The sequence below is a fragment of the Phormidium sp. FACHB-592 genome (genome assembly GCF_014695795.1).
In the GTDB taxonomy this organism is placed as follows: domain Bacteria; phylum Cyanobacteriota; class Cyanobacteriia; order Leptolyngbyales; family Leptolyngbyaceae; genus Stenomitos.
The window spans coordinates 22,491-44,527 of sequence record NZ_JACJOZ010000060.1 but is presented as its reverse complement, the minus strand read 5'-3'; the positions used below and the strand labels follow the sequence as shown (position 1 = coordinate 44,527).

The window sequence follows — 22,037 nt, the reverse complement described above, 5'->3', positions numbered from 1 at the left end:
AAGCTTCCTGGCACTAACGCTTCCAATCTTAGAAAGCTTATATCATCTCTCTAGGTGAGGCTATAGATGATATAAGGCAGCTATGGAATTCAAGCAAGCAGCCATGGCAGGCGTTACAAAATAGTTAGCATCGAAACGGAAGCCGACCTGAAGCAACGGCTTAGAAGCCAAAAGATTACTTCTGTCAAAGAACGTATCCAACTGCTTTATCTACTTAAAACTGGCAAGCGACTACGATTCAGTTCAGCGTCACCCTCCTTTCGCCCTGACGCAGGCTGCCCCAATTTGGATCGGTGCTGGCAGAAGTTCGACAGTCTGACCCGAGCGCGAGCGCTTCCTGCAAGCTTCCAGCGCAGCAGCATGAGCAAGGCGGTTAGGACACTGCTCAACATCTAGACGTTATAACAGCACATTCACTCGTGCGTACTGTGTGCTGCCGTAGCCTGTTAGTGCCAGTGGTTGGTGTTCATGTTCTTCTGTCCCTTTAAACGCTACTCAGCCGAGGCATCATAGACGGCTGAGTCTTCGTACACTAACTGCTCACCGTCTAACCCGAACTGCACCTCGATAATATGCGGCGTTTCCCCGTCCAAAAGTACAGCTTGTTGGCTCTATAGTTCACTACAACGGTTCGTAGTAAACCGTTTGACCCAATTTGCAGAGTTTTGCAGGTTTTTTGTTGTGAATGGCGGTATGCTAGCCGCTTTCTAGTACCACATTAGCTAAGGCAAGGCTATATACTCTGTAGGCGACGCTTTTAGCAGCTTTGCTGACTTTACACTGACAGGAGCCAAAATCGCCCCAGAGAGGCTGTTTTCGCTTGCTATGGCGGCTTTGCTTACTTTTGTTTGCTCGCGCATGTTTTGGCACAAAAAATTAGGGCGAAGAACTGGAGTGTTCCTCGCCCTTGGGGTGGCGTTAGGGGTTTGCAGAGGGAGGAAGAGTTGGCCTCCGTCCTCCAAGTTTTCTTCAGTATCGTCCGTTACCGTTGCGTTCTACGGCTTTAGTTTTGGTCGCTTGCACTCGCTGGTAGGCGTTGACCGTCACCTCCGTGACATAAGCAGTGGCAGCCTCAAACCCTTGTTCCTGGAACAGTCGTTGGGTGACAGGCGACTTGGTGAGGACTTGTAAGCGCTTTGTCGCTTCGGCTAAATCAGGTGTTTCCCGATAAATGGACGTAGCGATCGCCTGGTCAACTTGCTCCGGTGTGGGTGTACAACCAGCCGCGTCAAACACTTCTCCAATGCGTACCTGAGCTTCCTTGTACTGTGCCTCCAGTGGATTGAGAACCCGTTGAACGGTCGGTGCTGCTGGGGCGGCGGCGACGACCGTTGTGGTTGGCTCTGATCCTCGAAGTCTACTAGGAGTCGGTAGCACTTTGGCGGGCTTTGCTGTCTGAGTCTCTGTGGTAGCGGCAGCCTTTGTGGGACTGAAGGAAACCTGATCAACGTGCGGTTGGCTTTGCGTGGTTTCTACGGCTGCGGCAACCTTTGTCAATACGTCTTTGTTGACATCGGGTTCGCTGGTGACTTGCCCGACTTCGGCGCCTGTTTGCCTCAGGGTGCGGAGCCAACTGTCGACGTTATGCTTTGACCAGACTTCAGGCACTTGCACGGTCTCAGGTTTAAGTACCAGAGTGGCTGTTTTTGTCACACCAGGGACGACGCTGACTGAGCTGCGGCGCTTTTGATTGAAAATTTTGCCATACTGTTTTTCTTGTTCGGTTACAAGGGTGTACGATTCTTTATCGAGCTTTCCTAGCTTTTCACCTTCCCAACTGGCAATGTAGCCTATAGCCTTACTGCCGTACCCCTCACTGATTAACCTGATGTCGTGCCGCTCTGCTCCTTCAGTGGGCTTCAAGGATGATCCGTCCACAGGCTTGACCGTGAGGCTAAGACCGCTCTCTGTCGTAGCAATCAGGGTATCTGTTTGCGTCTCCAGGGTACCTTTTGCCAACAGTCCTACAGGGTACTGAAAGTCTTTCTGATTGCCTTTGCCCATAGAGGAGCTCAGGGTGCCGACCAGCTTCCACTCGTCGTCTGTTTCGGCTTGCAGGATCATTTTGCCGTAATGGGGGTCTTGTGCTTTCCCTGACACGTCCGGGTTAACAGACTCGGCGCCAATGGCAATGCGTAGCGTCGGTTCCTGTGTCCAGTCAACGCCTTCCCAGTCTTCGTATTGCAACCCAATCACGGTTGCTTGCGTGAACTGGAACGTTTCAGCTTGTCGGCTCACAACGTCTGGGAAGGCAGCTAGAGCAAAGCCTTGCCCCTGGTTCGACCATGCTAGACGTGCCCAATACTCCCGGTCTTCTGGTGGTACGGTCGCTGCCCACTCCTGACGAGCAGCGTTTGCTGCCTGTCTCAGTGCCTTGGCTTCAGTTTTGTCCCCGGCATGAGTGAATTGACCCTGTACTGTTTCCGGTTGTCGCTCAGTCAAGCTGCCTGTTTCGTGCTTCAACCGAGCAAAAACAGCCTTTGGCAGCTCTTCTGGTGCTTTCGCATGGTCTTTCTGGAGCTGGTAAAGCACACTAGGGTTAGCACGTTTCAGTGCTGCTTCTGCTAGTTTTTCAGCACTGATGTTGCAGAGTGTGCCAACAGCACCCAGGCTTTTTCCATTCACAGACACCATGACCGCATAGTCATGGCTACCGCGGTTGCCTTGCTTAGTGTCCTGAGTTTGCCAGGCTTTGCCCTGAGTAATTTTCGTCCTGTCGTTATCGACAACGTTGATTTCTAGCGGTTCGCCTGTTCGTACTGCATCCCAAAGCGGCGACGTGCCTTCGGGGTCAAAGCGTGTCAGGTTAGTGACATCAATGGCACCGTCTCTAGTCTGAAGTTGGAGTGTTGGTCCTTCTTCAGTCTGCGCCTTTTGCTCCAGTACCGTCGCTCTGGCATTAGCACTTTTATATGTTTGAATTTGTGTCTGTATCGCTTCCAGGTCTTTTGAAGCTTGAGGCGATGTGACGAGAAACGCATCATAGGCTTTCGCTTCCTGGTAGTCTAACGGGTCAGCACTAAAGGCCTTGTTAGTCAGGGCAACCAGACGCCCGATGGCATCCTGAGTGTTGTTGGCTAAGGGCTTTGGTGTAGCGATCGTGTTTTCACCAAACTTCTGTCTTTGCGTCAAGTAAACGTCTTTGTCTTTGCGATGGTTTACCCACGCCACGTCTTTGTAAACAGCAGCACGGGAGAACTCTAGCCAGTCCTGGCTCACCGTACGGGCTGACTTGGGTGTGTCAACACCACGTTGCAGGTTAATTGCATTCAGCCCTTCTACTTGAAACAAGAAGCGTTCGACCTTTGCTAGCTGAGCGTTGACTTGTTCCAGCCGCTCTACTGGGTTAGCAGCAGTAGGAGCGGTGGCACCCTGAGCAAGGTCTTGCAGTTCTGCCACAAAATCGTACCCATCTTTAGTGGGCTGTGGGGCAACAAGCGGGTTTTGGCTTTGAGGATCACTTACGCGTTTGTACAACTTGCTGATCCCTGTTTTGGCTTCACTCAAGTACGCCGCTTTTTGGTCGTCAGGCAGTGTTTTTAGCTCTGTCCGTAGCGCTTCCAGTCGCATACCGACATTGGCTATGAGTCCAGTAGGGTTGTCAGCGGCGTCCAACGCTGCACTTTCTTTGGTCGTAAACCGTGCAGCCATGGCTTGGTCTTCCGGTGCCAACTTCGCCACACTGGGATCATAAGCATTACGCGGAATTTTCTTTTCCTTCTCCGTCTGGACAGGTCGATGCTCTGGCAGGTTGAGTTGTGTAATTTCAGTGTGGAGTGCCTTAAAACCGTGGAGACCGTCGTAGTAACCTAACTGTAGGGGTTGCTCTGGGTCAATACCAGCGTCCGGGTGGACGTAGACCTGGTTAAGTCTGTCTCGTTCGGTATTTGGCTCTGGCAGTTCAGCAAGTGTGGTGTTGTTGACGAACTCAGACACCTGGTTCCCACGGTGGTAAAGGGTAACAGCCTGACCATGAGCCAGCCCAGGGACATACACCTCATTGGGTTTAAGGCGCTCGAACGGCTGCGCTTTGACCTTCTGTAGCTCCAACTCTGGTATAAGAGCAACGGTGTCCCCGTCAAAGTCAATGAGTTGGGCTTTGGCTGTAGCAGGGTTCAGGTACGTGACCCCGTTTTGGCAAAACGCTTCCCAGTCTTGTTCGCGAATGGCGTCCAGGTTGTTAGTCAACACAGTGAACGCGCTGACATTAGACACTGGAGAGCGGTAGATCGCTACTTTCGCTCCATGCGGCATACCGGTAAAGCAAACTTCGTCTTCCTGTAGCAGACTGTGGGGCTGTGCTAGGGCAGACGGTACGTTAATGCCGCCCAACGCTAGTTCTCGCCACTCGTTTTGGAGAAAACGGTTGAGTGCGTCAGCGACTTTTTCATGCTCTAGCAGCTGCCCATAACCGCCCCTCTGCACCGTACCGAAGGTAGTGGGATAAGTCGTGTCACCCTCTACTGGACTCACAATTTCGTCTACGGTAAAGCGCTTGACTGACTCTGCTGCTGGCTCTGCTTCTAGTACGCCGTTAGCTTGTTCGACAAACTCGGTGACTGTCAGCCCTTGAGCAGCGATTGCTTGGAGCTGTGCCCAGGTGGCTTCCGGTAGAACCGTTTGCAACTCTACTGATTGAAGACTTTCAACCACTGTTGTGGGTCGTGCGTCGGCTTTCAGGACGCGGTAGACCCAGTCCTCCCGTTCGGGCGCTTCAGTCTCTTCAAAGGATTGAGCTTCTAAGAGCTCCTTTCGTCGTTCGTATTTGGCACAATACAGGTCGGCAATTAACCGTGGATCACTGACTGCGGCTTCTAGAGCAACGCAGGCTGCTTCGACTTTAGGCTCAATGTCAAGCCGCGTACCCTCTGGTAAGTTGACCAGCACCTGGGCACCGAGCTTCTGTTGCCGTACCTGAGCTTCCGCCTTCCGACTCCAGAAGAGGTGCTCAACGGTATGGAGTCCCACTGGTGTAGTTTTGCCGTCCCCTTTAATGGCTGACTTGGGTATGATCGCGTCTACTTCTAACTCTTGGCACAGGTTACTGGCGCGACACGTCCCCTTGATCACACCCTGCCACTCTGGGACACCTGCCCGGAACTGGAAGGGCGTGTTTTGGGACTGTACCAGGCTGTTGAACTCCTGATTAGCAACAGCTTGCTGAGCTGTTGTGCCACCTAAGAGCGTTACCTGGTAAGTGCCGTCAGTGGCTGCTCCTACTAACGCCTTGCCCTTCAGAAGTGCGTCAGGGTTCTCCCGCGTGGTGTAGCGCCACTGGACGATCGCGCTGCCGTCAGGTCGTACTTTTGTTTCCAGTGTGAGTTGGTCTTCGTACTCAGTATTTGGTAGTAGTTGCTGCTGGAATGCTGCAACATCCCACAGTTGCTCATGCAGGAGCGGTATGAGTTGCGCCTTAATGCCCTCTGCATCCAGGCTTGTGCCGCTAAAACTGAGTGTTTGTGCTACTGCCAATCGACCTTGTAGCGGTTCTAGCGTCTCCTGTGCCGTCAGTTCCCGCTGCAAAGCCGGTGCAATAAGCCCAAAGGAGTCTCCCAGTGCAGACGCAGCACGGAGTAAGGTTAGCGGATCAACTTGTGTCCCGTCCTGTTTGAGCAACGGTACGTCACCCCAAACCGCTGTGGTGTCTTTGGGGTCAGCTTCGTCGTCAATGATGAGTACCCGTCGGTTGGCTCTGAGTGTACTGGCGTTTGCGTCAGACACGGGCAGAGACCCGTAAGCGACGGCGTCAGAAAAGTTCTGTAGGATTTCTTCGTCTACCAGCTGGCACGTCTCTGCGTCGCCAAAGTAGGCTGTGCGGGCATTGCTGAACAGCAAGTGTAGCCCTTGTTCTTCTCTAAGTCGAATAAGGTCGGCTTCTGTCACCCCATCGTACAGCTTGGCAGTGTAGAGTTTCAGGTTTGGGTCTTCCAATCGCTCTGCCAGTCCTAGTTTGACCTCTAAGTAGGTATGCTTAACCACTTTAGGCGGTAGATTGAGGGTCTCGTCAGTCTTTGGATCTAACTCAAGAAATGACAGCATGGAGAGGCCTTGTAAGAAGTTGAGTGAAGGAGCGAGAGCAGGGCTTAACCTGCTGTGGTGCAGCTGTAGAGGGAGCGAGGGTGGGGTGCGGGTGCGGGAGTAAAGTCTTCAGGCAACGGCTACTCTTCGTCGTCAAAAGGAAAAGGGTAAATTTGACCAGACGCAACCTCTTGTAGGAAAACCCTTTGGGCTTCCGAACACCGTTTGTCCAGGTAGACATACTTGGCTGCTGGGTGTGGTATCGCACTTTTCCAAGCACTAAGCGGTAGACCCTGGTCATACATGGTTTTGACGAAGGCAAAGTTGCTTTTCCACATGGCAGCGTCCCTCACTTCAAAAGGGGTGCGGGGTTCCTGGCGCATCAGTGGCGGTTTGAAGTTGGCGTTGAGTTCTAGCCACTCGTGGTATTTATAGACTAAGAGCCATGCCCACTCGTCTTCATGCAGTTGGTCTAGCGGCGGCTCGACAATTTGTCTGGGTTCAATGTCTCTTTCTATGGGTTCGCCCACCCAAACCCAATCGCCCTGGTGAAGCTCTTCTGTGCCAGTTTCTGCGGGTTTCATGTGTCAATATTTACGAGAAGACTGCTATACCAGTCTCTCAAGAACGATTTATGCCGTTCTCCGTAAATGTTTCTAAGTCTCCAAGCCAAACTGTCGCGCGTGTCCGTAATCCGCGCAAAACGGCTGAAAAACCCATTCCCAAAGCGGCTGCTTCAGGAATGCGGTCAGTCAAAATTTGAGTTAGTAGCGGTTGGTACGTCCGGCTGCTTCGTTCTTCTGACGCAGCGCTTCGTTCGCGGCTGTGATCGCCCCAGGGACAATCGATCCGTTCTCTCCATAGCCTTCGTTGAGGTAGGCGACAGCGTCAGTCAATTGCTGAGGGGTATACCGCAAGCCGAGGTGACGTGGGAACCCGTTGATGTCGGACTCTCCAATGACCACACCAGTGGCACGGCTGATCTCGCGCTTGGCAGCGGAAACGCCCATGCCACCGTTTTTGCCCAGGTAAATCGCCAAAGTCAGCGATGTCCGAGAATAGCGTTCGAAGAGTTCTCCAGCGAAGAACGTGAACGCTTCAGACAGGAATGCTGAGTTCACTCGCACTTCCCCAGTTTCGTCACTAAGGAACCCATAGAGCGCATTCATTTCTGCCTCGGGTACTTCACTTGGCGGTTGGCGCTTGATGCGGCGCATGACCGGCATGAGTGCGTTGACATACGGTTGCCGTCGATTGCCCGTCCCCGAAATCGTTTCTGGTGCGTCGAGTTCAGGGATCGCAGGCGGATCGACGTGTACTTGTCTGCTGGGCATCGCGGACACGTTTGCTGTTACGTCAGAAAGGTCTGAGTATGCCTCGATCTCCGGGACGAGGCTGGTTTCGTCACTTTCAGGTGGCTTTGGTCTGCTGGTGCGTCGACTGGAACTACTTGTCATAAGGTCTCCTGTGAAATTAGTAGGAAATTCGGTCTTATGACTCGACAGAGTGAGTATAAAGGGCTTTATGCGTGTGACCTAGTGTAGTCAATAGGTCGGGATGGTTCGGTACTTGTTGGCGACGGCTCATCTTACTTAACCACAGCCAAGCCAGGGTGCCGATTGTGAAGCGACAGCACCCTGATGCTTTGGCTTCGGTCTCATATCGATGCCCTTTAGATCTTAAAGCTTGTCTAAACGTCCCGACACCAGTTCGCTTAAGCGCTTTACTGCTTACCTTATCTGACCAACGCGCTCAAGTCCTGTTCCTCATCTACCAGCAGGTGTTTAACGCTACGGTTGAGCGACTTTAGAATGTATGTCCTTTAGCTAGTTTTGCTCTGAGCAATCGCCCTCGATTGACCAGCCTGCTTGCTACGAGTATTTCTGGTTGTTGTTGCTGAAGTCGCTGTTTGCTTGCTGCTGACTCCAGTCGGTTGATTGAAAGCGATCGTCAGTGAGTCACGGTCACGGTCTGGTGCTAGTTCTGCGGTCTGCTGCTCTGACTTGACTGAGTTGTGGTTTGTCGCACGTGTAGCGGTGGCGCGGTCTGCGGTCAGAGGTTCAACTGCTTTGACGACCGCTGCTGTAGGGACGGTGCTAACTTGGGTGACATCGGTTGTGTCGTTAAGGTTGGGAGCAAACATTTTGCTGTACAGACAGTAGAAGCCTACGAACAAAATAAAGCTGAAAAGAGTGTCTTCCATGGTTCTTCAATGCTGATTGTGGAAAGTTTACTCCAACGCAGCGTCAGCTGTTTGGAGTGTGGTGTGCAAGTTGTTTACGTTCGCTCTGCGAGTTGTCTACTAGACGATTGTAAAAGCAGAAGAAAGCTATAAACAACCCGATTTCGATGACGATTTCCATACTCACTCTCAGTGTTAAACAGGATTAGCCTGCACTTCCCCATCCTCGCGTAGCAGATGGGGATTAAGGCGCAGCAATGGAGCGAACGCGTTGCAGTAGCTGAGCTATGAGCAACGGCACCAGCCGATGTATGAGCGTTTCGTCGTAGGTTAGTGTGGGGAAGTGTCGCTGTGGCAGGCAAAAAGACCTGACTTGCTCTGTGGCTTTGCAGAGCGCTTCTGTCGTCAAGTGTGGGTAAAGCGCGTCCCGCTCAAACCCGTTCAGGCTGAAACGTTCGTACTCTTCCCAGGTAACATTACCTCGCTGAATTAATGCTTGGACTGCCTCAGAGACTTTTTTAAGCTCTGCTGGCGGTGTTTCAAGTTCCACTGGTGTTGTTTCGATCGGTTGATGGGACATGCGTCTGCTCTGCTTAAATGCTTACTAATGCTGCGTCAGCAGGGAAATGACTCGCTGATCCTTCGCCAAAAAATTGCAAAGCTTCGCAAAAAACTTTCGAGGCGATGTCTGACTGAAAACCATGAAGTACTCTACGAGGGTACTCCATGGTCGTTAGGAAGCTTAGAAGTGTCGCTCAGGGTCAAAGTCGTCCCCCTCAGTTTGTCCCACTGCCACTGCTGTTTGTGGGTCTTCAGTCCAAGGCAGGTCAGAGGTTTCCTCTGCCTCTACTTGCCCGCATGGGTGCCGACAAACCGTTGTGGCGTGATCAGCGTTATACCAGTTGTCGGGCTCTTCCAGGTTAGAAGCAGGCGGTACTACTTGCGGTTCAAAGTCCAACTGTGACAGTTCGAGCGTTGCTGTAACCTTGACCAGGTATTGCCCAGCAGGCTTATGAGCGAACATTTGCTGCAAGGACTTGCGAAAGTCGGGACTGGTGAGCCTCACTGTGTCGTTGCAGCTAAACCGCTTCCATGCTTCCTCCGCGTCAGGGTCTGACTCTACTGTAAGGAAGCATGTACTAGTCATGGTCTCGATTGTGGGAAAGTCGTCTGGCAGGTCGTAGTCTTTGCGATCGCTGAATTGTATTCTGGAGCTGCTTTTGGCTGTCTTGGAGATCTGGCACATTATAGTTTGAAGTGAAGTTTGTCTCCTGGTTCGTCAGAACCAAGAGAGACGTTCTACTGAGCGGAAAGTCTAGGGTTAGTGTGAACGGCTGCTTGCAGTCGTGGGTGCATAATGTTTTGCCAGTCTTTTAGGGTTTTCAAACTCTTCAAGGCTGACAGCATGTCACCCCATTGATCCGGCTCAATCAGGAAGCTGAACTCCGTCATGGTTAGCCAAGCGTCACTCGTTATGCAATCAAAGCCACCGGCTGTTTTACCGTGTACTTCAACTGCCCAGCAGTATTCTCTGCCTGCGTCGTCTACATACGATTCTGGGTGGAAGGTAAGCTCAACGCCTTCTTGCTTGTGCAAAAACACCACTTGTGGGTTGTCTATGCCCTCGAAATGGTCTTGTCTCTCGAAACCAAGCGTTACTAATCGATCGAACTGGGCGCTTTCGTCGTCCGTGAACGTATAAGTCCGGGTTGCCATTGGGGTTGCTCTGAAGGTCATACTGCTTGCAGGAGCTTGTGAGAGGGCAGGAAGGAAGGGGTTTGTTTCCTGCCCCTGTCAACGTTTGAAGTTCAGCCTCAATTGGTAACTCTGGAACCAGCGCTCTGCGAACGACGGTCACTCTTTGGCAGCTACCAGGTGCGGGGCAGCAACAAGGAAATGTTCTCGCCACGGTAAGTCTCCGTTCCAACGGCTTTCCAGGACATGACGGGCATGCGTTGCGGTAGAAGCTGTTTGTCCGTTCATAGCGTGTATGGTTTGTTCGCATTCAACACGACTACCTGTGCTCACAACAGCAAGACTCCACCAGTACTGGTTTTTACCGAGCTTCAGTCTGCGGACTCGGTAAATAGCCCATGCTTGGGCGTTCAGGGTTTGTTCGTATAACGTCAGGGCGATTGTGTTCTTGTCTAGCTCTAGCAGCGATCGCAGCATGTGTCGCTTAAAAAGGTACTGTCGGGGGCTCATTGCGAGCGCCATGTACTCCATGAGCAACGCTTCAGCACTGGCTTCAGTATCGTCCCAGTGACGCTGGAGCGTTTCTGCCCGGCTGTCTGCCGACACCCCAAACGGGACAAATGAGGCAAGCAGAGCGTTCATACGGTTCGCCTGCTACTGTAGACGCTATGCGTTCAGTGTCAGCCCGTCCCAGTCTCCGTTCCAACGGTGGGAAGCGCGTGACCATATTGGGGTGGTTGCCGCCATATTCTCGTGCTTTATCCAGTCGCTTCAGTTCGTCTGCGTTGTACTGTATGAGCGACACGACTAAGCGATCGCCAAAGAGTTGTTGCTTGAACGCCTGTAGTACCTCCCCTTTGAACTTAATCGCGCAGACATGACCGTTGGCATACTGGGGCACACCACCGTACTGCGTGTGGTGATCGACAATGCTGTAATCGCCTTCCGTGAAGCAAAGGTCTGGCTTTGTCGTGTAATCGAGGACAGTAAGCGATCGCGTATGAGGGCGATCGCTTACTGTCCTGTGTCCTGTAGGTCAGTTACAGAGTGTTTTGTAGTACAGCAAATAGTTGAGTAGCTGCATAGTTCATACACTGATGAGAGCCTATACCTACCCTGGCTTCTGACTGCTTCTTAATGCCCAGTACAGTACAGAAATGAGTGCGATTGCCAGCACAACCAACGGCAAGCCTTCAAAGTGTCTCTGGTAGTATCCAGCGTCACGGGCGACAGCCGTGGTAGTGAAATCTTCCATAGCAAAAAGCCCAGCTCTAAGACCGGGTGAGACTGGCTTAGAGTACCTACCCAATAATGCTAAGGCTCGCACATTACTTTAACTAATGAGAGCGGTCAGAATCCAAATTCTCGCACTAGGGCTAGGTTCTTCACTTGCTTGCTCAACTTAAAGCGAAGCCGGAACAGGGTAGTCTTAAGACAAATGGTTAAATGTCACCCAAGCATAAGTCAGAGCCCCTAAGAGGCTCATGCCCAAGAGCAGTTCTTGTTGCTTCTGCCATAGGTGACGCAAACCATCACGAAACGAAGCGAAAGCGGCTCGACGCTCTTGACCCAATGCGATCATTAACTCGGTAACTTTGGCATCAACTTCCTGAAGGGAAAGCTCATGTCGCTGATAAGCGGCTTCCAGCTTGTCTAATTCGCGCCAGTAAGTGTTGGTTGCCTCAAACAGGTTAGGCATCATCGTCACCGACCCATAAAATAAACTTTTGTAAATATAACTTAACGTATCGCTATAAAGTGTGAGTCGGTCAATGGGTAGAACCTGACGGTCGCTCGGTTTGTGAGTCTACTGAGAGTGGGGGCGTTCGCTTCACTCCCGATTCAAAGCTCCGTTTAGCAAGCTGCTCGTCGAATTACTTTATTGAGCGGTGTGGCTTCGTGCCAGTCAGCTCGCGGAGTGTGTTAGGCGCTTCTGGTAGGGTGGCACCAAGTCACTTTTGCTATCTGGGCACCGCGCCGCTGCTCCTAGTCGCTATCTGGTGGCGAGCGCACAGTGCTTGGGCATCGTCGCCATGCCATCCGATTGAACAGGTTGAGGGGGCATGATAGAGAGCGAGCGACAGGATGCTGAAACGCATCAGGCTCATGGCGGGATCGATTAAGTATCCTAGAACATTGCGAATGACTTAGATCGCACCTAACTGCTGATGAACCAGTTTGTTCAGTAACCTTTGACACCGAACCGCTCCCTGTTCGATTGCTAGCTCATTTGCTCATGTGGAGGCAGTATGTTTATCAGCATCATTGCAGATTACGGGACGGGCGACCCTGCTTTCGCTGAAGTGACTCAACGATTGCTGGCAGCGCTGCCTAATGCTCAACTTCATACCCTTTCAGTGCCTCCCTTCAGCACGCTTGCAACAGGTTTCTGGATTGCTCAATTGGGACTGAACTTTGGTCCGAGTGATCGCCTGATCTATCACAATTGCGCCCCGCGCCAGGATGACCCGGAAGCCCGCCGCAACAATGAAGGGGAAGGGCTGACCTATGCCCTACTGCCCAATGGAGTCAAGGTTGTAGGGGTGAATGCAGGCTATACCCTTTCCTTTATTAAGCACCATGCCAAAGTCTTGCAAGTGGTCAACGTCTCCAAGGGTGGGTCCCAGTTTCGTTCACGGGATGTGTTCCCTCCCGCTGCTGCTGCCATCATGCAGGATAACTTTAGTCTCCTAGGCGACAACCTAAGTTTGAAGCAAATCCCGGATGTGCCGCAGGGTCGGGTTGCCTGGATTGATGGCTATGGGAATATCAAGACTACCATTGCGGCAGGTACCCTCAACCCGGAGCCTGAAAGCAAGATTGTGATCCGCATTGGCGATGTGGTTAGCGATGCCGTTTATTCCGATGGCAGCTTCAAAGTGTCTGAAGGAACACTGGCATTTGCCCCCGGTAGCTCTGGCTGGTCATCCCCTGATGGGGGAGAACCCCTACGCTGGATGGAACTCTTTTTGCGGGGTGGTAATGCCTGGGAGCGGTTTGGCAAGCCACGGGTGAATCAATCGATCGCTCAAATTGCCTGATTTAGATCCGCTGTTTCCAGGGTCTCAAGCTGTTGCTGCGCCCATTCTCGCAGTTGTTCATCTTGGTCATTGACGGCTTTGTCGTTTAGAAGTTCAAGAGTTATGGGATGGTTGGGATAGTGAGTGAGGAGTCCTTGCAGAGCAAACTTACGAGGGTTAACGTCCCAGGATAAAGAAACATTTCGGGTAAACGAATCGTTTCATTGCCAGGTATGGCTTATACGGCGGAACTGCAACAAGCCCTCGACGGCAACTTGGTTCACAATGAGATTTGGCGCTTCCCACAGGTTGGCAACACAGCTTGTCTCACTATGAAAGGTGATGCAGACTGCGCCGAAGGGGCTTTCTAGAAAAACTGTGTTCATACTGCCCCGAGCTGAAACAGCAGTGTTTTCAAGGTACTGAGCGCGTCAACACCTTGCTTGATTGACCACTCTGCTTGCAGCAGGCATTCCATGACCGCTGCTAACTGCGGTGCTTGCCACCCTTGCAATTCCTGCTTCAGGTAATACAGCCGCTTGGGGTTGCCAAGACCCGAAGCTTGAGCGATTACCAGGTCAGAGTGTCGTCGTTCTTGCAGCATGGACTTGACCCAAAGCCAGGTACGAAACTGCGTGACCAGGCTTTGCAGTATGCGTAGTGGCGCTTCGTTGCGATCAAGCAGTTGGTGCAGCGTTCCTAGCGCTGCCTGTGTCTGCCGTTCTCTGATCTGACTGGCTAACCGTAGCGCTGTAGACGCAGTAGTTTGGACAATCGCCTCTACTTCGGTGGTAGTGAGTGATGCTGGTCGTTCGCCCTGGTAGAGCAGGAGACGTTCGAGGGCTTGAAAGCGCTCTCGTCGCTGGTTCCCCACGGCTTCGACCAGGTAAGCGAGGGCATTGGGTTGTAGTCTGACTCCATAGTCCCGCGTGTCTTGGTCGGTCTCCTGGGTCAGTCGGGTGCTGTCCCAAGACGGTGTGAGTGGAAACTCCTGCACTGTGCCGTTTTGCTGTAGCCACTTAGTAAGACCCAACGTGCCATTCGGTTTCTGCAAACAAGTTAGCAGCAGTCGTTTTTCTGGTCTCATGCTCTGCAATGCGGCTTTAAACTCGTCTTGCAGTGGCTTCGCGACTTTGCCTAGCTGCAGAACTGTGGTGTCCTGTAACCAGAGCCACTGCCCATGTGTCAGCGTGTACTGCCTGAGCGCTGCCATAACTGTTTTCAGATCGTCGTCTGTAGTATGCGGTATTTTTTGGCAGGTCTGGTCTGCCATCAGCACCCGTACTGCAAGCTGCAGACTATACTCGTCACTGCCATAGAAGCAACAGATCATAAGGTTGGTCTCTTGGAAAGCGTCCTGCTGCTAACAGCGAAAGGGGCGAAAGGTAAGGGCAAGGGCGAAGAGCGTGCTATCCATCCTTGCCTCTGCTTTCAGGTCGCACAATATGCACTAGCGGTTCGCTTTGTGGTGCGGGAACTGTGGCTTTACTCTGTGGTAATCGTTGCTGCTTCAGTGCCAGCGTCACTTCCGACCACCTCGCTTCAAAGCCTGGTCTGTGTTACTCGTTTACAACGGCTGGACAAACGACCAGCATAGTTTCTGTGCAAATGCCTGTCTCAGCGCGTTTCTGCACCCAAACACGGTAGGCGTAGTCCGATCGCTCCACACTCAGCCCATGTTCTGCAGCTAGTACTTGTAGTCGCTCCAGCGCCTCTGTGTAGCGAGAAAACGGAGTAAACCGGAATCTGCTCTCCCTGCCTCTCCTCTGTAGTCGCTTCTGTCAGCACTTAGAGCGTTGCTCACACCGACAGGACGTAGTGAAGTAGGAAAGGCATAGGGGGTTAAACTGCCCTTGTATTAGCGTTCAAGCAAGTTAGCCGCTTGCTATTTGTATAGAACGCTCAACACACCGTCCTGTTACTAGGAGCGGCTTTGAGTAATAGCGCTCACAGAACTTGAGCGCAATATTGCGACAGGCATTCAAGCCCGCATGCATAATTTTCCCAGACCGTGAGATTGCCAGTGAACCAGGATAGTGACCTTCAGTTTGCTGAAAGCAGTCCCAGTTTTCCGCCAACTCCTGAAGCAACAAGGTTTCGTGCCACGGGGCAGCATCATCGCTAAACGGAAGTGCTACGAAGCGGCAAAGCAACAGGTGATGAAGCGTGTGGAGCAGCGACAGCAGCAGGGATGGCACAACCGTGCCGAAAACTTACAGCAACCGACACGAGTCAGAGCAAGGCACATGCGGCGATGCAAAGCGCCAAGGCAAGCGCCACACTTTCGATCTGCCTTTGACCCGATGCGAGGGCACTTTCACCCAAAGCAACATGAACTCAGTGCAAAACGCTACCGAGAACAGCGGCGCCAGCACTTGGAGGATTGGCGAGAAAGCACTTGCTTGAAAGTTGCTGCGTCAAATTGGGCAACGCTGAAAGCTAAGGATGATTGTGCTTAATTTTGGACACACTCGGTTAAGTTGCCATTGCCCCAAATCGCTCCTGGAGAAAATCAACTAGTAAGCGCACCTTGGTTGATAGATGACGATTGACCGGATAAATCACCGAAATCGAAAGTTCAGGTGGATGATAGTTGGGCAACACCATTCGCAGCACCCCATGCTGCAATTCCTGCTTGACAATAAATATCGGCAGTAGCGCAATCCCTAACCCTTGCACTGCCGCATCCCTGAGCACTTCGCCATTGTTAGAGCACAACACCCCCTTCACCGCAATCGTCTGTTCTCCCTCGGCTCCGATCAGTGTCCACTGATGTTCCACTACTAATTGACCATAGTGTAAACAGGAATGGTGACGCAATTCCTCTGGGTAAGTCGGAGTGCCGTGAGCCTTCAGATAGTTTGGAGCCGCACACAACACTCGGGGTGCCGCAGCCAACGGATGCACAATCAAACTTGCACTCTCTTGAGGTTTGGCAATTCGTACCGTGACATCAAAACCTTCTTCGATCGGGTCAATAAAGCGATCGTTCAGCGTTAGCTGCACCTGTAAATCGGGATACTGCACCATGAAATCGGCAAGAGCAGGAGCTAGGTGCATCGTGCCAAAGGTCATCGGCGCATTCACTTTCAGCCGGCCTCTTGGTTCCGCTTGCAGTTGGATCAGCGATCGCTCCGCCTCTTCCAAACTTGCCAAGATCTCGACACAGCGCTCATGAAACGCCAACCCTGTCTCAGTGGGAGTTACCACTCGCGTACTGCGATGCAGCAGTTGGACACCCAGTTCATTTTCCAAAGCAATGACGAGCTTATTGACTTGCGATCGAGACATTCCCATCGCTCTTGCTGCCGCCGCAAAGCCTCCAGAGTTAACCACTTGAGTAAACGCCCGCATACTTTCAAACTTATCCATCGTTCAATTATTGTATCCATTTTAGAGACAGTCTGCCTCTAAAATAGCGTATTGTCTTTTACTTTGATTCATTTCATAATACAGTGTGGTTAAACAAATAACTCTTAACCATTCGGAGGCACCAAAGATGATTACAATTCGACCCGCTCAAGACCGTGGCGCTGCTAATTTTGGTTGGCTCGATAGTCGTCACACCTTCTCTTTTGGTGAGTATTACGACCCTAAGCACATGGGCTTTGCTGATTTGCGTGTGATTAATGAAGACAAAGTAGCGCCTGGACAAGGTTTCAGTACGCACGGGCACCGGGATATGGAAATCATTTCCTATGTGTTAGAAGGCGCATTAGAGCATAAAGACAGCATCGGCACTGGCTCAGTGATTCGTCCGGGAGATGTGCAGCGGATGTCTGCCGGCACAGGCATCCAGCACAGCGAATACAATGCCTCGAAAACCGAGCCAGTTCACTTTCTGCAAATCTGGATTCTGCCAGAACAGAAAGGGATTAAACCCGGTTACGAGCAGAAAACATTCACCGAGGCAGAAAAGCGCGGCAAATTGCGCCTCGTTGGGTCGCATGATGGACGAGATGACTCCATTACAATTCACCAAAATGTTGACCTTTACGCTGCCGCATTGCAGGAAGGCGATACCGTCATTCATCCCTTCGCCCAGAGACGCGTTGCCTGGTTGCAGGTGGCGCGAGGGGCCGTGCAGTTGAATGATCAAATACTGACGGCTGGTGATGGGGCAGCAATTACCCAAGAAGCACAGATCACTCTGGAAGGTGCATCGAATGATAGTGAAGTCCTGTTGTTTGACATGGCGGCCTAAGTAGTTGGGCGGTAGGGGAAAGAAGAAAGGAGCATTTAACATCACACTGTTCTTGCCTTTCCCCTGCCCTTTTCCCGCTCAGTCCATTAAACTCACCATTGTCCCCAGGAAACCTTGATGAAACTGTTTTACATGCCCGGAGACTGTTTTCTTGCCCCTCATATTGTGATGGAATGGTTTGGTAAACGCTTTGACCTAGGTCGAGCGTGGCAAAACTCGTGAACCGGAGTTTCTAGCCGTCAATCCGGCGAGAAAAGTCCCTACCTTGATTGAAGCGAGTGGACGGGTGTTAACCGAAACGGAAGCCATCTTACTTTACCAAGCTGAAGCGTTTCCAGAGGCACAGGTGGGTGCTAGTCCCGCCTCAGAGACACGGTAGGGCGGGTGCTGTGCCTGTCACCTGGCAACAAGTGCTGCTAGAGTACCAGCGCGATTGGGCACGCAAGGAAACCTATGATGCTGTCATTGGTCTGGTCAAGGAACACTCTGGTGCTTACGGTGTGGGCGTTGAGTATGCCTACACGATGGTACATGGTGCGCCACCAAGCAATGAGAAAACGCGTGCAATAGCTCATGCCTGAGCTTTAGGAGAGGGGGAAGGAAAATAGTTCCGTCTTCCTCCTTGCTTCTAATCAAATACTGCCGTAGAACCACTTTAAACTTTAGGAGCATCCAATGAAGAACAAGTTTACCGTCGAGAATGCGGCAATGCTGTTGATTGACCATCAACAGGGCACGATCAAGCTTGCCCGTAACTTGCCTTACGCAGAAATTGTACAAAACACTCGTGCTCTAGCACGCACGGCAGTCGAAAGTGAAATGCCATTGGTGTTGACCACCAGCATGGAAGACCACTTTCAGGGCTTGTTGTTGGATGATTTACAGGAACTGGCCCCTGAAGCCTACAAACATCGCGTTAAACGTCCTGGTGTGGTGGATGCCTGGGAATATGATGAGTACAAAAGTGCAGTTATTGCCACAGGTCGGCAAAAGCTCATTATGGCAGGGTTGACGAATGATGTTTGCATCGTCTATCCCGCTATGAGCGCGATCGAGGATGGGTTTGAAGTGCAGGTGGTGGTGGATGCGGGCGGTTCACCAACAACATTGGCGGACGAAACGGCTCTGAGACGTATGGAAAAGCACGGGGTCACCCTAACTTCCACCAATCAAGTGATGGCAGAACTGGCGAACTCCTGGTCCGAAGGGATTGGACAGACCATCCAGACCATCATGTATCAAGAAATTCTTGCCAAGTTAGTTGAGGTATAAAGATGACCTCGACGACAAATATCCTGGTCGTTTACACCTCAACACTGGGGAACACCCAAAAAATGGCTGAGGCCGTTGCCGCTGGTGCACGATCGCTCGAAAGCACGAGCGTGCTTCTGCGGGAAGCAACCGAGGCAACGAGAGAAGAAGTCCGGGTGTGTGACGCACTGTTGTTGGGTACGCCCCTACGGCATCGGTCGGCGGATGCCCGGGTAAAACAGTTTATTGAGAACACGATCGAAGTTCTTTGGCTCACTGATGACCTGGTGGGTAAAGTGGGCGGTGTGTTCTCCGTGGGCGGCGGCTATGGCAATGCCGGGGCGGGTGTAGAAATTGCCCAACTGGGCTTGCTGGCAGCCATGGCTGCGGCAGGCATGCTTTTAGTCCCCTTGCCTAAGACTACACCCGGAGCCGGTGTTGCTGGCAGTCACTGGGGTGCACACGGCAGAAGCGGCGGACCCAATATGGAGCCAGTCGGCATCACCAATGAGATGCTTCAGTGTGCTTATCATCATGGTGCGAATGTAGCGCGGGTAGCGGTGGCACTCCAGGGCAAAGACTTGATGGCACGGGGCAACCAGGTACCCTCTCAGGCCTTAATTGCTCTGTTTTCCGGCTCTGAACAACTGTGAATGAGAAATTGTTCTTCTTTGATCTTTACTAGGAGCGCTTTTAGACATGACTCACATGCTTCAGCTTGATGCTAGTCTGCGTGGTGAAAGATCCATCTCATGCCAGCTCTCAAAAGCGTTCGTCGCTAATTGGAAAGTAGCACATCCTCATGACACAGTAAATTATTGTGATTTAGGGCATCATCCCGTTCCCCTGGTTGATGAACCTTGGATCGCTGCCGCTTACTCTGCACCTGACCGACACAAGCCCGAACAAGCCGCCACCATTCGTTCCTTCAATGCAGTCGTGGATGAATTCTTGCGTGGATGAATTCTTGGCAGTCGATCGCTATGTCTTCAGCGCCCCCATGTCTAACTTCAGCATTCCCGCAGGTTTTAAGGCCTACCTCAACCAAATTGTGCGCGTCGGTCGTACCTTTAGCATTGCAGCCGATGGCAGTTACAAAAGCTTGGTTACGGGCAAAAAGCTGTTGCTTATTACGGCGCGGGGCGGTTCCTATCCCAAAGATACGCCTTACTATCCCTACGAGATGCAGGAACCCTATTTGCGACTCATCTTTGGCTTCCCTGGCATCACTGATGTTGAAGTGATTCACGCCGATCATCTGCTGGGTGGAGATGAGGCTCGTCAGCCGGCGATCGCCAAGGCTCAATCGGCCTTAAAAGTGTTGGTGGCTCGTTAGTCGTTTGCCTGCAATCGCACTGATGGCTCATTCAAGGTGTGCTGCCTAAAGTTGCCTAACCATTTGCTGTCTCTATGATGGTTGTTCCAGATGAAACGTTTCTCTCGGTTGATCCTACCTTCTTTAATGATTGGAATGTCTCTCATACCACAAACTCTACTAGGGTCTGCCGCGGCTCAGGAGACAATGAGTAGTCAGATGCTACCGGTGAGCCAGCTTGCCGATGTACAACCAACCGATTGGGCGTTTCAGGCCTTGCGATCGTTGATGGAACGCTACGGTTGTATGGCTGGCTATCCCGACCCAGCCTTTGGTGGGCAGCGATCGCTGACGCGTTATGAGTTTGCCGCCGGGTTAAATGCCTGTCTCGCTCAACTGAATCAGCGACTCGCCAGCGCCACAGCAGAGTTAGTTGAAACAGACGCTCTACCAACCTTGCAACGACTTCAAGCAGAATTTGCTGCTGAACTGACAACACTGCGGGGACGCGTAGACACTCTTGAAGCTCGAACTGCAACTTTAGAAGCTCAACAATTTTCGACCACTACCAAACTTACTGGACAGGTTCTCTTCTCAGTCAATGGCGGCGATTTTGCTGGGGAAAGCATCATTGATCCAACTGGGAGAGTATTGGCGGATCAGGACTTGCATCCAACAGCCCTCTATCGAGTTGCCCTCGATCTAAACACCAGTTTCACTGGCACCGACTTACTCAAAATTCGGATTGATACAGGCAGCAATGGCGCGAACGACAACGTGTCAGGGGTTTTAGAGCCAAGCTTTGGCAGCGTGTTAGATTACTCGGTTAAACCGCCCAGCGATGGCAACGTTGGCCTTGGGCGGCTGTACTACACCTTTCAACCGCTGCGGCATTTGAGTGTCTCCATCGGTCCTGATATTCGCACTACTGATTATGTCGATCGCAACAGCTACGCCAACGCTAGTTTTCGAGACTTCAGCACGTTAGCACTAGTCAACAATTTCATTCTGTTTCCAGTCAATGGCCCCAGTGCCGGGGCGGCGATCGACTGGAAACTGGGGGACTTCAGCCTGCGTGCTTTGTATGCTGCCGCCGATGCTGCCAATCCTGGTACTGGACAACCCCTTCGAGGCACGTCTTCTTTCACGCGAGTTTTATATCCCACCAGTGTGACAAATCCAGCAGCACTGGGCGATTCTCCTTTGGAGACACAAGGTGAACGTGGCTTGTTTGGATCTACCCATCAAAGCACGGTGGAAGTTGAATACGCCCCCTCCCGCCATCTGGCGATTCGCTTGCAGTACAGCGGTGGAGAAGTGTTTGACCGTCGCTTTAATGTCTTTGGCGTGAATGTAGAAGCTCGCCTCACGCCTGGCATCGCTCTCTTTAGCAGATATGGTGTGGGCACCTATCACAACACAGTATTTGACGATGTCACTTTAGCTTACTGGATGGCTGGTGTTGCCTTCCCCAACCTGTTTAAGCAAGGGGCGATCGCGGGCATTGCCGCCGGTCAACCGCTCATTGCCTCTGCGATTGGTAACGCGACTCAAACCAATTTTGAAGCATTTTATAACTTTCCTCTCAATGGCAATATTCGCATCACACCTACGATTCAGGTGATCACAAAGGCCGGGAATCAAGATGCAAACGGCACGATCGTCACTGGTACAGTGAGAACTGTTTTTCTGTTTTGAACATGGTCATCAGGAGGGATAAATTCGATGGTGGAAGAATCGCTAACCCTTAGCACAGAGGAAGACGCTCCAGTCACGGCAATTATCTCTCATGTCGTGCGCCCTGGACGGGAACAAGGCTATGAAGCATGGTTTCATGGCATCGCCGCCGATGCCCGAACGTTCAAAGGACATTTAGGTGTCAGCACCATTCGACCGCAGGATCATTCCCACCCTGAGTATGTGGTGATCCTCAAGTTTGATCGCTATGACAACCTCAAAGCCTGGCTAGAGTCCGGTGTTCGGCACGAATGGCTTGAACGATTACAACCCCTGATTGAAGAACCGGAGGCTATTCAAACCCTAACTGGCTTGGAAACCTGGTTTACCCTCCCCAACAAAACCATCAAGGCTCCTCCACCGAAATACAAGATGGCACTGGTGACTTGGCTGGGTGTGTTTGTCACTCTGGCTGTCGTCAGTCGCTTACTCGCTCCGCTGCTGTCCAACTTACCAATATTGCTCAATCAATTAATCACTACCGGACTGGTCGTCGCCCTGCTCACTTACCTGATCATGCCTTACCTGACCAGGTTCTTCAAACGGTGGCTATACTCGAAACTCTAAGCGTCGGAGCGTCGCGTCTTTTCCCTCTGCGACAGCAAGTGGCATGAG

General features: G+C 51.9%; 27 protein-coding genes. 13 read left to right on the top strand and 14 right to left on the bottom strand.

Going from position 1 to position 22,037, the window contains the following annotated elements; all coding sequences use genetic code 11:
- Positions 1–969: 969 nt before the first annotated feature.
- Positions 970–6,039 (bottom strand): hypothetical protein, encoded by a 5,070-nt coding sequence (locus H6F86_RS16360; protein ID WP_190449750.1) that lies wholly within the window; start codon positions 6,037–6,039, stop codon positions 970–972.
- Between the two features lie 119 nt (positions 6,040–6,158).
- On the bottom strand, positions 6,159–6,602 hold the full coding sequence (locus tag H6F86_RS16355; protein ID WP_190449748.1) for a hypothetical protein: 444 nt from the start codon (positions 6,600–6,602) through the stop codon (positions 6,159–6,161).
- A 50-nt stretch (positions 6,603–6,652) separates the two neighbouring features.
- Here H6F86_RS16355 and H6F86_RS32850 point away from each other — a divergent pair, with 50 nt between their 5' ends.
- The gene (locus tag H6F86_RS32850) at positions 6,653–6,781 is read left to right on the top strand and encodes a hypothetical protein (protein WP_277881178.1); all 129 of its coding nucleotides are present in this window, start codon (positions 6,653–6,655) and stop codon (positions 6,779–6,781) included.
- Between the two features lies 1 nt (position 6,782).
- On the opposite strand, the gene H6F86_RS16350 is transcribed toward H6F86_RS32850, so the two are convergent.
- From H6F86_RS16350 to H6F86_RS16310, 9 genes are all read right to left on the bottom strand, one after another.
- On the bottom strand, positions 6,783–7,475 hold the full coding sequence (locus H6F86_RS16350) for a hypothetical protein (protein ID WP_190449745.1): 693 nt from the start codon (positions 7,473–7,475) through the stop codon (positions 6,783–6,785).
- Positions 7,476–7,840: 365 nt separating this feature from the next.
- The gene (locus tag H6F86_RS16345) at positions 7,841–8,221 is read right to left on the bottom strand and encodes a hypothetical protein (RefSeq protein ID WP_190449744.1); all 381 of its coding nucleotides are present in this window, start codon (positions 8,219–8,221) and stop codon (positions 7,841–7,843) included.
- A 223-nt stretch (positions 8,222–8,444) separates the two neighbouring features.
- Complete coding sequence (locus H6F86_RS16340; protein ID WP_190449742.1) at positions 8,445–8,780, bottom strand: hypothetical protein; 336 nt, start codon at positions 8,778–8,780, stop codon at positions 8,445–8,447.
- Positions 8,781–8,942: 162 nt separating this feature from the next.
- Positions 8,943–9,347, bottom strand: a complete 405-nt coding sequence (locus H6F86_RS16335) for a hypothetical protein (protein ID WP_190449740.1) — start codon at positions 9,345–9,347, stop codon at positions 8,943–8,945.
- 152 nt (positions 9,348–9,499) lie between these two features.
- Positions 9,500–9,916 carry a hypothetical protein gene (locus H6F86_RS16330; protein WP_190449737.1) on the bottom strand — a complete coding sequence of 139 codons (417 nt, stop codon included), beginning with the start codon at positions 9,914–9,916 and terminating at the stop codon, positions 9,500–9,502.
- Positions 9,917–10,054: 138 nt separating this feature from the next.
- Complete coding sequence (locus tag H6F86_RS16325) at positions 10,055–10,537, bottom strand: hypothetical protein (RefSeq protein WP_190449735.1); 483 nt, start codon at positions 10,535–10,537, stop codon at positions 10,055–10,057.
- The gene (locus H6F86_RS16320) at positions 10,449–10,796 is read right to left on the bottom strand and encodes a hypothetical protein (protein ID WP_190449734.1); all 348 of its coding nucleotides are present in this window, start codon (positions 10,794–10,796) and stop codon (positions 10,449–10,451) included. Before H6F86_RS16320 ends, H6F86_RS16325 begins: the two co-directional genes overlap by 89 nt.
- Before the next feature lie 210 nt (positions 10,797–11,006).
- Positions 11,007–11,150, bottom strand: coding sequence for a hypothetical protein (locus H6F86_RS16315; RefSeq protein ID WP_190449733.1), 144 nt, complete (start codon positions 11,148–11,150; stop codon positions 11,007–11,009).
- Positions 11,151–11,324: 174 nt separating this feature from the next.
- Complete coding sequence (locus H6F86_RS16310) at positions 11,325–11,597, bottom strand: hypothetical protein (protein ID WP_190449731.1); 273 nt, start codon at positions 11,595–11,597, stop codon at positions 11,325–11,327.
- A 547-nt stretch (positions 11,598–12,144) separates the two neighbouring features.
- Here H6F86_RS16310 and H6F86_RS16305 point away from each other — a divergent pair.
- Positions 12,145–12,936: an SAM-dependent chlorinase/fluorinase gene (locus H6F86_RS16305; RefSeq protein WP_190449729.1), complete on the top strand. Its 792-nt coding sequence runs from the start codon at positions 12,145–12,147 to the stop codon at positions 12,934–12,936.
- Positions 12,937–13,136: 200 nt separating this feature from the next.
- On the opposite strand, the gene H6F86_RS16300 is transcribed toward H6F86_RS16305, so the two are convergent.
- Together H6F86_RS16300 and holA are read right to left on the bottom strand one after the other, a co-directional pair.
- Positions 13,137–13,301 carry a hypothetical protein gene (locus H6F86_RS16300; protein WP_190449727.1) on the bottom strand — a complete coding sequence of 55 codons (165 nt, stop codon included), beginning with the start codon at positions 13,299–13,301 and terminating at the stop codon, positions 13,137–13,139.
- Complete coding sequence (gene holA, locus H6F86_RS16295) at positions 13,298–14,248, bottom strand: DNA polymerase III subunit delta (RefSeq protein WP_190449726.1); 951 nt, start codon at positions 14,246–14,248, stop codon at positions 13,298–13,300. The genes H6F86_RS16300 and holA overlap by 4 nt, the downstream gene beginning before the upstream one ends.
- Before the next feature lie 12 nt (positions 14,249–14,260).
- Between holA and H6F86_RS16290 the strand changes: the two genes are divergently transcribed.
- Together H6F86_RS16290 and H6F86_RS16285 are read left to right on the top strand one after the other, a co-directional pair.
- Positions 14,261–14,512: a hypothetical protein gene (locus H6F86_RS16290; protein ID WP_190449724.1), complete on the top strand. Its 252-nt coding sequence runs from the start codon at positions 14,261–14,263 to the stop codon at positions 14,510–14,512.
- 439 nt (positions 14,513–14,951) lie between these two features.
- Positions 14,952–15,374: an IS6 family transposase gene (locus H6F86_RS16285; protein ID WP_190449723.1), complete on the top strand. Its 423-nt coding sequence runs from the start codon at positions 14,952–14,954 to the stop codon at positions 15,372–15,374.
- Positions 15,375–15,390: 16 nt separating this feature from the next.
- Here the strand turns inward: H6F86_RS16285 and H6F86_RS16280 are convergent, their stop codons facing one another.
- Complete coding sequence (locus H6F86_RS16280; protein WP_190449721.1) at positions 15,391–16,287, bottom strand: LysR family transcriptional regulator; 897 nt, start codon at positions 16,285–16,287, stop codon at positions 15,391–15,393.
- 127 nt (positions 16,288–16,414) lie between these two features.
- Here H6F86_RS16280 and H6F86_RS16275 point away from each other — a divergent pair, with 127 nt between their 5' ends.
- The 9 genes from H6F86_RS16275 (at position 16,415) to H6F86_RS16240 (ending at position 21,989) form a co-directional block, all read left to right on the top strand.
- Positions 16,415–17,119 carry a pirin family protein gene (locus H6F86_RS16275; protein ID WP_190449719.1) on the top strand — a complete coding sequence of 235 codons (705 nt, stop codon included), beginning with the start codon at positions 16,415–16,417 and terminating at the stop codon, positions 17,117–17,119.
- Positions 17,120–17,384: 265 nt separating this feature from the next.
- Entirely contained in the window at positions 17,385–17,498 is a 114-nt protein-coding gene (locus H6F86_RS16270) for a hypothetical protein (protein ID WP_242033553.1), read from the top strand.
- A 10-nt stretch (positions 17,499–17,508) separates the two neighbouring features.
- Positions 17,509–17,700 carry a hypothetical protein gene (locus H6F86_RS16265; RefSeq protein WP_199305324.1) on the top strand — a complete coding sequence of 64 codons (192 nt, stop codon included), beginning with the start codon at positions 17,509–17,511 and terminating at the stop codon, positions 17,698–17,700.
- A 94-nt stretch (positions 17,701–17,794) separates the two neighbouring features.
- Positions 17,795–18,391 (top strand): isochorismatase family protein, encoded by a 597-nt coding sequence (locus H6F86_RS16260; RefSeq protein WP_190449717.1) that lies wholly within the window; start codon positions 17,795–17,797, stop codon positions 18,389–18,391.
- Positions 18,392–18,393: 2 nt separating this feature from the next.
- Positions 18,394–19,023 (top strand): flavodoxin domain-containing protein, encoded by a 630-nt coding sequence (locus H6F86_RS16255; RefSeq protein WP_190449716.1) that lies wholly within the window; start codon positions 18,394–18,396, stop codon positions 19,021–19,023.
- Positions 19,024–19,069: 46 nt separating this feature from the next.
- Entirely contained in the window at positions 19,070–19,333 is a 264-nt protein-coding gene (locus H6F86_RS32845; protein ID WP_199305323.1) for an NAD(P)H-dependent oxidoreductase, read from the top strand.
- Positions 19,314–19,706 (top strand): NAD(P)H-dependent oxidoreductase, encoded by a 393-nt coding sequence (locus H6F86_RS32840; protein ID WP_199305322.1) that lies wholly within the window; start codon positions 19,314–19,316, stop codon positions 19,704–19,706. The genes H6F86_RS32845 and H6F86_RS32840 overlap by 20 nt, the downstream gene beginning before the upstream one ends.
- 186 nt (positions 19,707–19,892) lie before the next feature.
- Positions 19,893–21,383, top strand: coding sequence for an iron uptake porin (locus tag H6F86_RS16245; protein WP_199305321.1), 1,491 nt, complete (start codon positions 19,893–19,895; stop codon positions 21,381–21,383).
- Positions 21,384–21,410: 27 nt separating this feature from the next.
- Entirely contained in the window at positions 21,411–21,989 is a 579-nt protein-coding gene (locus tag H6F86_RS16240; protein WP_190449712.1) for an antibiotic biosynthesis monooxygenase, read from the top strand.
- The last annotated feature ends 48 nt before the right edge of the window (positions 21,990–22,037 follow it).

Bases quoted from the DNA above. Each gene is read 5' to 3' on its own strand.
- H6F86_RS16360 (WP_190449750.1), bottom strand. From the start codon at position 6,039: ATGCTGTCATTTCTTGAGTTAGATCCAAAGACTGACGAGACCCTCAAT.
- H6F86_RS16355 (WP_190449748.1), bottom strand. From the start codon at position 6,602: ATGAAACCCGCAGAAACTGGCACAGAAGAGCTTCACCAGGGCGATTGG.
- H6F86_RS32850 (WP_277881178.1), top strand. From the start codon at position 6,653: ATGCCGTTCTCCGTAAATGTTTCTAAGTCTCCAAGCCAAACTGTCGCG.
- H6F86_RS16350 (WP_190449745.1), bottom strand. From the start codon at position 7,475: ATGACAAGTAGTTCCAGTCGACGCACCAGCAGACCAAAGCCACCTGAA.
- H6F86_RS16345 (WP_190449744.1), bottom strand. From the start codon at position 8,221: ATGGAAGACACTCTTTTCAGCTTTATTTTGTTCGTAGGCTTCTACTGT.
- H6F86_RS16340 (WP_190449742.1), bottom strand. From the start codon at position 8,780: ATGTCCCATCAACCGATCGAAACAACACCAGTGGAACTTGAAACACCG.
- H6F86_RS16335 (WP_190449740.1), bottom strand. From the start codon at position 9,347: ATGACTAGTACATGCTTCCTTACAGTAGAGTCAGACCCTGACGCGGAG.
- H6F86_RS16330 (WP_190449737.1), bottom strand. From the start codon at position 9,916: ATGGCAACCCGGACTTATACGTTCACGGACGACGAAAGCGCCCAGTTC.
- H6F86_RS16325 (WP_190449735.1), bottom strand. From the start codon at position 10,537: ATGAACGCTCTGCTTGCCTCATTTGTCCCGTTTGGGGTGTCGGCAGAC.
- H6F86_RS16315 (WP_190449733.1), bottom strand. From the start codon at position 11,150: ATGGAAGATTTCACTACCACGGCTGTCGCCCGTGACGCTGGATACTAC.
- H6F86_RS16310 (WP_190449731.1), bottom strand. From the start codon at position 11,597: ATGATGCCTAACCTGTTTGAGGCAACCAACACTTACTGGCGCGAATTA.
- H6F86_RS16305 (WP_190449729.1), top strand. From the start codon at position 12,145: ATGTTTATCAGCATCATTGCAGATTACGGGACGGGCGACCCTGCTTTC.
- H6F86_RS16300 (WP_190449727.1), bottom strand. From the start codon at position 13,301: ATGAACACAGTTTTTCTAGAAAGCCCCTTCGGCGCAGTCTGCATCACC.
- holA (WP_190449726.1), bottom strand. From the start codon at position 14,248: ATGATCTGTTGCTTCTATGGCAGTGACGAGTATAGTCTGCAGCTTGCA.
- H6F86_RS16280 (WP_190449721.1), bottom strand. From the start codon at position 16,287: ATGGATAAGTTTGAAAGTATGCGGGCGTTTACTCAAGTGGTTAACTCT.
- H6F86_RS16275 (WP_190449719.1), top strand. From the start codon at position 16,415: ATGATTACAATTCGACCCGCTCAAGACCGTGGCGCTGCTAATTTTGGT.
- H6F86_RS16260 (WP_190449717.1), top strand. From the start codon at position 17,795: ATGAAGAACAAGTTTACCGTCGAGAATGCGGCAATGCTGTTGATTGAC.
- H6F86_RS16255 (WP_190449716.1), top strand. From the start codon at position 18,394: ATGACCTCGACGACAAATATCCTGGTCGTTTACACCTCAACACTGGGG.
- H6F86_RS32845 (WP_199305323.1), top strand. From the start codon at position 19,070: ATGACTCACATGCTTCAGCTTGATGCTAGTCTGCGTGGTGAAAGATCC.
- H6F86_RS32840 (WP_199305322.1), top strand. From the start codon at position 19,314: ATGAATTCTTGCGTGGATGAATTCTTGGCAGTCGATCGCTATGTCTTC.
- H6F86_RS16245 (WP_199305321.1), top strand. From the start codon at position 19,893: ATGAGTAGTCAGATGCTACCGGTGAGCCAGCTTGCCGATGTACAACCA.
- H6F86_RS16240 (WP_190449712.1), top strand. From the start codon at position 21,411: ATGGTGGAAGAATCGCTAACCCTTAGCACAGAGGAAGACGCTCCAGTC.